Annotated in this window: 9 protein-coding genes; 7 read left to right on the top strand and 2 right to left on the bottom strand. The window is 69.1% G+C overall.

Translation table 11 applies throughout. The features are described from left to right. Positions 1 to 53 precede the first annotated feature (53 nt). The 7 genes from mtgA (at position 54) to tdh (ending at position 7,909) form a co-directional block, all read left to right on the top strand. Positions 54 to 785, top strand: a complete 732-nt coding sequence (mtgA, locus tag ACFFU4_RS06220; protein WP_377068165.1) for a monofunctional biosynthetic peptidoglycan transglycosylase — start codon at positions 54 to 56, stop codon at positions 783 to 785. 61 nt (positions 786 to 846) lie between these two features. Continuing rightward, complete coding sequence (gene fzlA / locus ACFFU4_RS06215) at positions 847 to 1,512, top strand: FtsZ-binding protein FzlA (RefSeq protein ID WP_377068163.1); 666 nt, start codon at positions 847 to 849, stop codon at positions 1,510 to 1,512. 69 nt (positions 1,513 to 1,581) lie between these two features. Beyond that, on the top strand, positions 1,582 to 2,634 hold the full coding sequence (gene queG, locus ACFFU4_RS06210) for a tRNA epoxyqueuosine(34) reductase QueG (protein WP_377068161.1): 1,053 nt from the start codon (positions 1,582 to 1,584) through the stop codon (positions 2,632 to 2,634). A gap of 49 nt (positions 2,635 to 2,683) precedes the next feature. Beyond that, entirely contained in the window at positions 2,684 to 4,684 is a 2,001-nt protein-coding gene (locus tag ACFFU4_RS06205; protein WP_377068159.1) for a hydantoinase/oxoprolinase N-terminal domain-containing protein, read from the top strand. Between the two features lie 72 nt (positions 4,685 to 4,756). Beyond that, positions 4,757 to 5,953 (top strand): glycine C-acetyltransferase, encoded by a 1,197-nt coding sequence (locus ACFFU4_RS06200; protein WP_377068157.1) that lies wholly within the window; start codon positions 4,757 to 4,759, stop codon positions 5,951 to 5,953. Beyond that, on the top strand, positions 5,950 to 6,885 hold the full coding sequence (locus ACFFU4_RS06195) for a PLP-dependent cysteine synthase family protein (protein WP_377068155.1): 936 nt from the start codon (positions 5,950 to 5,952) through the stop codon (positions 6,883 to 6,885). The genes ACFFU4_RS06200 and ACFFU4_RS06195 overlap by 4 nt, the downstream gene beginning before the upstream one ends. Position 6,886: 1 nt before the next feature. Continuing rightward, a complete protein-coding gene (gene tdh / locus ACFFU4_RS06190) occupies positions 6,887 to 7,909 on the top strand; it encodes an L-threonine 3-dehydrogenase (RefSeq protein ID WP_377068153.1) in 1,023 nt (340 codons plus the stop codon). 143 nt (positions 7,910 to 8,052) lie between these two features. Here the strand turns inward: tdh and gltA are convergent, their stop codons facing one another. Next, the gene (gltA, locus tag ACFFU4_RS06185; RefSeq protein WP_377068151.1) at positions 8,053 to 9,348 is read right to left on the bottom strand and encodes a citrate synthase; all 1,296 of its coding nucleotides are present in this window, start codon (positions 9,346 to 9,348) and stop codon (positions 8,053 to 8,055) included. A 78-nt stretch (positions 9,349 to 9,426) separates the two neighbouring features. Then, entirely contained in the window at positions 9,427 to 10,842 is a 1,416-nt protein-coding gene (gltX, locus tag ACFFU4_RS06180) for a glutamate--tRNA ligase (protein WP_377068149.1), read from the bottom strand. Between the last annotated feature and the right edge of the window lie 8 nt (positions 10,843 to 10,850).

Below are 10,850 nucleotides of genomic sequence, written 5' to 3'. Positions count from 1 at the left end.
CCGGTCGCGCCAAAGCGGTTTTGCCGGGCGCGGCGGGCGGCTATAGCTGGGGCATGGCACGGGCAGGACGCAGGAAGAAGACGGCGAAGGGGCGACGGCGGGCGGCCCCGGCGGGGCCGTGGTGCAGGCTGCGGCGCTGGCTGTGGCGGGGCGCGCTTGGCGTGGTGGCGGTGCTGGCGCTGAGCCTGCTGGCCTATCGCTGGGTGGAGCCGCCGGTGACGATCCACACCTGGCAGGAGGCGCGGCGGCTGGGCTCGGTGGCGCGCGAGCCGGTGCCGATGGCGCGCATCGCGCCGGTGATGGCGCGTTCGGCAGTGGCCGCCGAGGACGCCAATTTCTGCCTGCACTGGGGGTTTGACATGGCGGCCATTCGCGACGCCATCGCCGAAGGGGCTGGGCGCGGGGCCTCGACCATCAGCCAGCAGGTGGTCAAGAACGTGTGGCTGTGGCACGGGCGCAACTGGGCGCGCAAGGCGCTGGAGGCGGCGATCACGCCGCTGATGGAGGCGGTCTGGCCCAAGCGGCGGGTGCTGGAGGTGTATCTCAACCTCGCCGAGTTCGACGAGGGCGTGTTCGGGGTGGAGGCCGCGGCGCGGCATTATTTCGGGGTGGCGGCGGCGGATCTGAGCGCGGTGCAGGCGGCCAGGCTCGCCGCCGTGCTGCCCGATCCCGGGGAGCGCTCGGCGAGTCGCCCGACGGCGGCGTTGCGGGCCCGCGCGGCGGCGATCATGGACGGGGCGGCGACCATCGCCCGCGACGGGCGCGCCGCCTGTTTCGAGGATTGAAACCGCGCGCCAAAGGGGGCATGGAGGGGGTGTTTTCCCCGATGAAAGGCACGCATTCGACATGGCCCGGCTCTACCACGTTCCGCTCTCGCCGTTTTGCCGCAAGGTGCGGCTGGTGCTGGCCGAGAAGCGGATCGAGTGCGAACTGGTGGAGGAGCGCTACTGGGAGCGGGACGCGGATTTCCTGCGGCGCAATCCGGGCGGCAAGGTGCCGGTGCTGCGTATCGACGGGCAGACCATGGCCGAGAGCGCCGCGATCTGCGAATATCTCGACGAGCGCCACCCCGAACCGCCGCTGATGCCGAAAGGGGCCGAGGCGCGGTACGAGGTGCGGCGGCTGGTGGGGTGGTTCGACGACAAGTTCCACCACGAGGTGACGGCGAGGCTGCTCTACGAACGGGTCAACAAGAAGATCATGAAGCAGGGCTTTCCCGACAGTCGCAACGTCAAGGACGGGGCGCGGGCGATCAAGTTTCACCTCGACTACATGGCGTGGCTGCTGGATCACCGGCGGTGGCTGGCGGGGGACGCGATGACGATGGCGGATTTCGCGGCGGCCGCGCATCTGTCGGCGCTGGACTATATTTCGGACGTGGACTGGCACAGGTCGGAGGCGGTCAAGGACTGGTATGCCAAGATCAAGTCGCGGCCCGCGTTCCGGGGGATTCTCGCGGATCAGGTGCCGGGGTTTCCGCCGCCGGCGCATTATGCCGACCTGGATTTCTGATATCCGGGGTGCGGGGGCGCCGCCCCCGTCGCCGCGAGCGGCGCGTCCCCCGGGGTATTTGCCGGAAACATGAAGGATGAACTGAAACAGAAGCTGGTGGCGCGGGCGCGGACCGAGGGGTTCGATGCCTGTCGGCTGTGCCGTCCGTGGGATGTGGGCCATGTGCCGGAGCGGCTGGCGGCGTTCCTCGCGCGCGGCTATCACGGGCAGATGGGCTGGCTGGAGGAGCGCAGCCACTGGCGGGGTGCGCCCGACGTGCTGTGGCCCGAGGCGCGCAGCGTGATCGTGCTGGGCGAGAGCTATACGCCGGAGGAGGACCCGCTGGCGGGGCTGGCGCGGCGGGATCGGGGGAATATCTCGGTTTATGCCCGGAACAGGGACTATCACGACACGGTCAAGAAGCGGCTGAAGCGGCTGGCGCGGTGGCTGATCGCCGAGGCGGGCGGCGAGGTCAAGGTGTTTGTCGATACCGCCCCCGTGCCCGAGAAGCCGCTGGGCGAGGCGGCCGGCCTTGGCTGGCAGGGCAAGCATACCAACCTGGTGAGTCGGGACCTGGGGAGCTGGTTTTTCATCGGGTCGGTGTTTACCACGCTCGATCTGGAGCCGGACGGCGCGGAGGCGGATCATTGCGGGTCGTGCCGGGCGTGTCTCGACGTGTGCCCGACGGATGCGTTCCCGGCACCCTACCAACTGGATGCACGGCGCTGCATTTCCTACCTGACGATCGAGCACAAGGGGCCGGTGGACGAGGCGCTGCGGCCCATGCTGGGCAACCGGATTTACGGCTGCGACGATTGCCTGGCGGTGTGCCCATGGAACAAGTTTGCCGTCGAGGCGCGGGAGGTGAAGTATGCCGCGCGCGACGACCTTGTGGCGCCGAAGCTGGTGGAGCTGGCGGCGCTGGACGATGCCGGGTTCCGGGCGCGGTTTTCCGGCTCGCCGATCAAGCGGATCGGGCGCGACCGGTTCTTGCGGAACGTGCTCTACGCGATCGGCAATTCGGGGGAGCCGCGCTTGCGCGCGGTGGCGCAGGGGCATTGCGGAGATGCGGATGCGGCGGTGGCGGATGCGGCGCGATGGGCGGTCATGCGACTGTCCGATGACGCAAACGGGCAGGACTAAGGGCACGCATCCGGGCTAGGCGCGTCGGGGGCAGAGAAGGGCGGGGCGCATGGCATTGCTTCTGGGGGTGGATACCGGTGGTACCTATACCGACGCCGTGCTGCTGCGCGACGAGACCGAGGTGGTGGCGAGTGCCAAGGCGCTGACCACGCGGCACGATCTGGCGATCGGGATCGGCGCGGCGGTGGCGGAGGTGTTGCGGCAGGGCGGTGCGGATGCGCGCGACGTCGGGTTGGCGTCGCTGTCGACGACGCTGGCCACCAATGCGCTGGTCGAGGGGCAGGGCGGGCGCGCCGGGCTGGTGCATATCGGGTTTCGCGAGAGCGATCTGGCGGCGCAGGGGCTGCGCGAGGCGCTGGGTGGCGATCCGGCGCTGGTGATCGCGGGCGGGCATGGCGCGGGCGGCACCGAGGCCGCGCCGCTGGACGAGGCGGCGCTGCGGGCGTGGCTGGAGGCGGGGCAGGGGGCCGGGGCCTATGCCGTGGCCGGGCTGTTCGCCACGCGCAACCCGGGCCACGAATTGCGCGCGGCGGAGATCATCCGCGAGGTGACCGGCAGGCCGGTGAGCCTGTCGCACCACCTGTCGGCCAAGCTCAATGGGCCGAAACGGGCGCTGACCGCGCTGCTCAATGCGCGGCTGATCGGCATGATCGCGCGGCTGATCGAGCGGGCGGAGGGGGTGTTGCGGGCGCAGGGGATCACCGCGCCGCTGATGGTGGTGCGCGGCGACGGCGCGCTCATCTCGGCGGCGCAGGCGCGGGAGCGGCCCATCGAGACGATCCTGAGCGGGCCCGCGGCGAGTATCGTGGGGGCGCGGTGGCTGACCGGGGCCGGGCACGCCCTGGTCTCGGATATCGGCGGGACGACGACCGATGTGGCGGTGCTGCGCGGCGGGCGCCCCGCGATCGACCCGGAGGGGGCGCGCGTGGGCCCCTGGCGCACGATGGTCGAGGCGGTGGCGATGCGCACCTTCGGCCTTGGCGGTGACAGCGAGGTGCATGTGGCCGAGGGGCTGGCGGGCGGCGTGATCCTCGGGCCGCGGCGGCTGGTGCCGGTGAGCCTGATGGCGGTGGAGGCCCCCGCGGCGGTGCATCGGGCGCTGGAGGCGCAGGCGCGCGCGGCGGTGCCGGGCGAGATGGATGCGCGCTTTGTGCGGGCGGTGCCGGGGATCGAGGCCGGCGGCCTGTCGGAGCGCGAGGCGGCGCTGCTGGCGCGGATCGGGGCGGATGTGTGGCCGCTTGGCGGGGTGCTGCGGAGCCGCATGGATCGCAGCGCTCTGGGCCGGCTGGTGCGTCGGGGGCTGGTGCAACTGGGCGGGGTGACGCCGTCGGATGCGGCGCATGTGCTGGGCAGGCTGGACGCCTGGGACGCGGAGGCGGCGCGGCTGGCGCTGGCGCTGGTGGCGCGCAAGCGGGTCGGATCGGGTGCGCGGCTGGCCGATGGGGCGGCGGCGCTGGCGGCGATGATCGTCGCGCGGCTGACGCATCAGACGGCGCTGGCGCTGCTGGAGGTGGGGTTTGCCGAGGAGGAGGAGGCGTTCGGCCTGCCGCCCGAGGCGTTGGCGGCGCATGTGCTGATGCAGCGGGGGCTGGGGCCGCACCGGGGGCTGGTGCGGATCGAGACCGGGCTGGGCGTGCCGGTGATCGGGCTGGGCGCGTCGGCGGCGAGCTATTACCCGGCGGTGGGGGCGCGGTTGGGCTGCGAGATGATCGTGCCGGGGGATGCCGGCGTGGCCAACGCCATTGGCGCGGTGGTGGGCCGGGTGGTGATCCGGCGCGCGGGGGTGGTGACGGCCCCCGCCGCGGGGCGGTATCGCGCGCATCTGGAGGCCGGGCCGGAGGATTTCGGCGACGCGGAGGCGGCGATGGCGGCGCTGGAGGCGGCGCTGGGGGCCGAGGCGCGGGCGGCGGCGGAGGCCGCGGGGGCGGTGGATGTGCAGGTGCGCGCGCGGCGGGAGGTGCGCGAGGCGGAGGCCGAGGGGCGGCGGGTGTTCCTGGAGGCGGAGATCGTGGTAGAGGCCGGGGGGCGGCCGCGGGTGGCCGAGGGATGAGGGGGCGCTGCCCCCGTCGCCCGTGCCGGGCGGCTCCCCCGGGATATTTGGGGCAAGATGAAGGAGGGGATCATGACGGCACGGGATCGGTTCGATGCGGATATGGCCGGGCGGCTCGACGGGCTGCGCGAGGAGGGGCTTTACAAGTCCGAGCGGGTGATCGCCTCGATGCAGGCGGGCGAGGTGCGGCTTGCGGACGGGGCCGAGGTGGTGAACCTTTGCGCCAACAATTACCTCGGGCTCGCCGACAACCCGGAGGTCATCGCGGCGGCGCATGCGGCGCTGGATCGCTACGGGTTCGGCATGGCGAGCGTCCGGTTCATCTGCGGCACGCAGGAAGAGCACAAGGCGCTGGAGGCGCGGATTGCCGGGTTTCTGGGGAAAGAGGATGCGATCCTCTACGCCGCCGCCTTTGATGCCAATACCGGGTTGTTCGAGACCATTCTGGGGCCGGAGGACGCGATCGTCTCGGATGCGCTCAACCATGCGAGCATCATCGACGGGGTGCGGCTGTGCAAGGCGCAGCGCTGGCGCTATGGCAATCGCGACATGGCGGATCTGGAGCGCTGTTTGCAGGAGGCGCAGGGGGCGCGGCATCGGTTGATTGCGACCGATGGCGTGTTTTCGATGGACGGGTATTACGCGCCGCTCGACGAGATCTGCGATCTGGCGGAGCGGTATGATGCGCTGGTGATGGTGGATGATTGCCACGCGACCGGCTTTGTCGGGGCCACGGGGCGCGGCACGCCCGAGCATTTCGGGGTGATGGACCGGGTGGATATCCTGACCGGCACGCTGGGCAAGGCGCTGGGCGGCGCGTCGGGCGGGTATACGGCGGCATCTCGCCAAGTGGTGGACTGGTTGCGGCAGCGCTCGCGGCCTTATCTCTTCTCGAACACGCTGGCGCCTGTCATCGCCGGCGCGTCGCTCAAGGTCTTTGACATGCTGGAGGATGGCGAGGCGCTCCGGGCGCGACTGTGGGAGAATGCGGCGTATTTCCGCGCGCGGATGGGGGCGCTGGGGTTTGAGCTCTTGCCCGGTGAGCACGCGATCATCCCGGTGATGCTGCGCGACCCGAAGCTGGCGCAGGAGATGGCGGCCAAGCTGAACGCGCGGGGTGTCTACGTGACGGCGTTTTCGTACCCGGTGGTGCCGAAAGGGCAGGACCGCATCCGCACGCAGATGAGTGCCGCATTGAGCCGCGACATGCTGGACCGGGCGATTGACGCTTTTGAGTCGGTCGGGCGCGCGTTGGGGGTCATTGCATGACGCCGCTGCCATCGGTGATCGAGGCGATTGGCGATACGCCGCTGGTCGAGTTGCACCGCATCCGCGCGGCGCTGGACCTTGAGGGGCGGTTGCTGGCCAAGCTCGATTATCTCACCCCCGGGTTTTCCAAGAAGGACCGTGCGGCGCGGGCGATCATCGAGGCCGCGCGCGCGAGCGGTGAGTTGCGCGATGGGCAGGTGGTGGTGGAACTGACCTCGGGCAACATGGGCACCGGGCTGGCGATTGTCTGTGCGGTGCTGGGGCATCCCTTTGTCGCGGTGATGAGCGCTGGCAATTCCGAGGAGCGGGCGCGGATGATGCGCGGCCTCGGCGCGGAGGTGGTGCTGGTGCGCCAAGCGGAGGGCGCAAAGCCCGGCGAGGTGTCGGGGGCGGATCTGGCGCTGGTCGAGGCGGCGGCGCGGCGGATCACGGAGGATCGCGCCGCGTTCCGGGCGGATCAGTTCGCGCGGGAGGGCAACCCGGAGGCGCATGCCACCGGCACCGCGCCCGAGATCTGGGAGCAGTCGGGCCATGCGGTGACGGCGTTTTGCGATTTCGTCGGCTCTGGCGGGACGATCGGCGGTGCGGCGCGGGTCTTCGCGCCCTTGGGGGTGCGGTGCTACGCGGTGCAACCTGACCGGGCGGATCATCCGATACAGGGCGGCGGATACTCGATGCCCGATCTCGTGCATCTGCGCGGGGTCGATCTGGCGGGGGATGTGACGGTCACGGGGGCCGAGGCGGCGGAGCATGCGCGGCTTCTGGCCCGGACCGAGGGCATTTTCGGCGGCTATTCCGCCGGGGCCAATCTGGCGGCGGCGGTCCGGCTGTTGCGAGGGCCGGAGCGCGGTGGCTGTGTCGCCTTCGTGGTTTGCGACAGCGGCTTGAAATATCTGAGCACCGATTTGTGGGGGCAGGGCAATGCAGAATGAGATGAAGGCACTGGTGAAGGCGAAGCCCGAGCCGGGCCTCTGGATGGACTATGTGCCGGTGCCCGAGGTCGGCCCGGCGGATGTGCTGATCAAGGTGAGGAAATCCGCGATTTGCGGCACCGATGTGCATATCTGGAAATGGGATGAATTCTCGGCCCGGACGGTGCCGGTGCCGATGGTGGTGGGGCATGAGTTTGTCGGCGAGATCGTGGATACCGGGCCTGCCGCTACCAAGTACAGGATCGGGCAGCGGGTGTCGGGCGAGGGGCATATCGTCTGCGGGGCGTGCCGCAATTGCCGCGCGGGGCGGGGGCATCTGTGCCGCAACACGCGCGGCGTGGGCGTGAACCGGCCCGGCTCTTTCGCGGAGTATGTCTGTATTCCCGAGATGAACGTGGTGCCGATCCCCGAGGACATCCCCGACGAGATCGCGGCGATCTTCGACCCGTTCGGCAATGCCGTGCACACCGCGCTGAGTTTCGATCTGGTGGGCGAGGACGTACTGGTGACGGGCGCCGGGCCGATCGGGATCATGGGTGCGCTGGTCGCGCAAAAGGTTGGCGCGCGCAAGGTGGTGATCACCGATATCAACCCCTACCGCCTTGATCTGGCGCGGCGGATGGGGGTGCAGCATGTGGTCGATGTGGGCAATCAGCAATTGCGCGACGTGATGGACGGCATCGGCATGACCGAGGGGTTCGACGTCGGGCTGGAGATGTCCGGGGCCGCGCCGGCGATGCAGCAGATGATCGCGCGGCTCAACAATGGCGGCAAGCTGGCGCTGCTGGGGATTGCGCCCACCGAATTCGCGGTGGACTGGAACGCGGTGATCTTCAAGATGCTGCATATCAAGGGCATCTATGGCCGCGAGATGTTCGAGACCTGGTACAAGATGATCGCGCTGGTGCAATCGGGGCTGGATGTGTCGGGGCTGATCACCCACCGGATCGGGATCGACGATTATGAGGCGGGGTTCGCCGCGATGATCTCGGGCAATTCCGGCAAGGTGGTGATGGACTGGTAACGGGCGGGGATCGCCCGGGGCGGTCGTGCGGTTGGCGGCCCCGCGCGGTCATCCGACCCGGACCGGCCCACACCACGATCCGCGAACGGACAAGGCCCGCCAATGGCGGGCCTTGCTGCGGATATGGGGGCGGCTTTCGCGGGTCAGCGCTTTTCGATGTCCACGTAGTCGCGCAGCGTCTCGCCCTGATAGAGCTGGCGCGGGCGGCCGATCTTCATCTGCGGGTCGCTGATCATTTCCTTCCACTGGGAAATCCAGCCGATGGTGCGCGACACCGCGAAGATGGGCGTGAACATCGAGGTCGGAAAGCCCATCGCCTCGAGGATGATGCCGGAGTAGAAATCGACATTGGGGAACAGCTTCTTCTCGGTGAAATACGGGTCGGCCAGCGCCTGTTTTTCCAGTTCCTTGGCGACCTGCAGCGTCGGGTTGTTCTCGACGCCCAGAAGCTCGAGCACCTCGTCGGCGGACTGTTTCATCACCTTGGCGCGCGGGTCGAAGTTCTTGTAGACGCGGTGGCCGAAGCCCATCAGGCGGAACGGGTCGTCCTTGTCCTTGGCGCGGGCGATGAATTCGGGGATGCGGTCGGGCGTGCCGATCTCGCGCAGCATTTCGAGGCAGGCCTGGTTGGCGCCGCCATGCGCGGGCCCCCACAGGCAGGCGATGCCGGCGGCGATGCAGGCGAACGGGTTGGCCCCCGAGCTTGACGCGAGCCGCACCGTCGAGGTCGAGGCGTTCTGCTCGTGATCGGCGTGCAGGGTGAAGATCCGGTCCATCGCGCGGCTCAGGATCGGGTTGACCTCGTATTCCTCGGCCGGAACCGAGAAGCACATGCGCAGGAAGTTCGACGCGTAGTCGAGATCGTTGCGCGGATACTCGAAGGGCTGCCCGATGGAATACTTGTAGGCCCAGGCGGCGATGGTCGGCATCTTGGCGATCATGCGGATCGACGCCACCTCGCGCTGCCACGGGTCGCTGATATCGGTGCTGTCATGGTAGAAGGCCGACATCGCGCCCACCACGCCCACCATGATCGCCATCGGGTGCGCGTCGCGGCGGAAGCCGCGGAAGAAATACACCATCTGCTCGTGCAGCATGGTGTGCCCGGTCACGCGGGCCTCGAAATCCTCGAGTTCGGCGGGCTTGGGCAACTCGCCGTAGAGCAGCAGGTAGCAAACCTCGAGGAAATGCGACTTGCCGGCAAGCTGGTCGATCGGGTAGCCGCGATGCAGCAGTTCGCCCTTGTCGCCGTCGATGAAGGTGATGGTGCTGTCGCAGCTTGCCGTCGAGGTGAAGCCGGGATCGTAGGTGAAGACGCCCGCCGTGCCGTAGAGCTTGCGGATATCCACCACGTCGGGGCCCGCCGTGGGCGAAAAGATCGGCAGATCGTAGGTGTTGCCGTCGATTTCGAGCTTCGCGGTTCTTTGCTTGTCTGACATTCCGGGGTCCTCCCTCTCAGAGTCCGGGGCCGCGTGGCGGCGCGCCGGACTGGGTCCATTCATCTCCTTGCCAGAGGATTACCCCTCGTCGCAAGCGGCGTCGGTCAGCCGGGCGATCGTTTCCTCCCGCCCGAGGACCAGCATCATGTCGAACACGCTCGGCGTTGCCGTGCGTCCTGCCAGCGCGGCCCGGAGCGGTCCCGCCAGCTTGCCGAACTTGATCCCGTGGCGCTCGGCGGTCGCCGTCGCCACGGTCTCGAGGCTGTCGCGGGACCACGTAGCATTTTGCAGGTGCGGCGTCAATTCCGTCAGTATACCACGGGATACATTATCCAATTGGGCCGCCGCCCGCCCGTCCGGTTCGATCGGGCGGTCGGCCATGATAAATGCTGCCTTGTCAAGTAGTTCCGGGAATGTCTTGGCCCGGTCCTTGAGGCAATACATACCGCGTTCCAGCAGCGACGCCTTGTCCTCTGACAGGGGCTGCGCGCCGGTCGCGGCGAGGAATCCCTGCAATTCATGCAGCAGCGCAGCATCCTCCGTCGCGGCGATATGCTGGCCGCAGAGATTCTCCAGCTTCCTGAAGTCGAGCCGCGCGGGGGACTTGCCGATGCCGGTGATGTCGAACCACGCCCGCGCCTGCGCGTCGGTAAAGAATTCGTCATCGCCGTGGCTCCAGCCGAGGCGGGCGAGATAGTTGCGCATCCCGGCCGCCGGGTAGCCCATGCGCTGATACTCGTCCACGCCGAGCGCGCCGTGGCGCTTGCTGAGTTTCTTGCCGTCAGGCCCGTGGATCAGCGGGATATGGGCATAGACCGGCAGCGGCCAGCCCATCGCCCGGTAGATCAGCATCTGGCGCGCGGCGTTGTTGAGGTGGTCGTCGCCGCGGATCACGTGGGTCACGCCCATGTCGTGATCGTCCACCGCCACGGCGAGCATGTAGACCGGCGTGCCGTCGCTGCGCAGGAGCACCATGTCGTCGAGTTGATCGTTGCGGATCGACACGTCGCCCTGCACCGCGTCGGCGATCACCGTCGCGCCGTCGCGCGGGGCCTTGATGCGGATGACATGGGGCGCGCCGTCCCCGGGGTGGGTGGCCGGGTCGGCGTCGCGCCACGGGCTCTGGTACAGGGTCGAGCGGCCCTCGGCGCGGGCGGCTTCGCGGAACGCCTCGATTTCGTCCTGGGTGGCAAAACACTTGTAGGCGCGGCCTGCGGCCAGAAGCTGATACGCCACCTCGGCGTGGCGGTCGGCGCGGGCGGCCTGGCTCATGGCTTCGCCGTCATGGCCGAGGCCGAGCCAGGCGAGCCCGTCGAGGATCGCGCGGCTTGCCTCGGGGGTGGAGCGGGCGCGGTCGGTATCCTCGATGCGGAGCAGGAACTTACCCCCGCGCCCGCGCGCATAAAGCCAGTTGAACAGCGCCGTGCGCGCCCCGCCGATGTGCAGGAACCCGGTGGGCGAGGGGGCGAAACGGGTCACGACCTGTTGGCTCATCGGCGGGT

It is taken from the genome of Roseovarius ramblicola (assembly GCF_042430665.1).
Lineage (GTDB): Bacteria > Pseudomonadota > Alphaproteobacteria > Rhodobacterales > Rhodobacteraceae > Roseovarius > Roseovarius ramblicola.
Note: the sequence above shows the minus strand (reverse complement) of the source record. Positions and strands in the feature narration are given on the sequence as shown.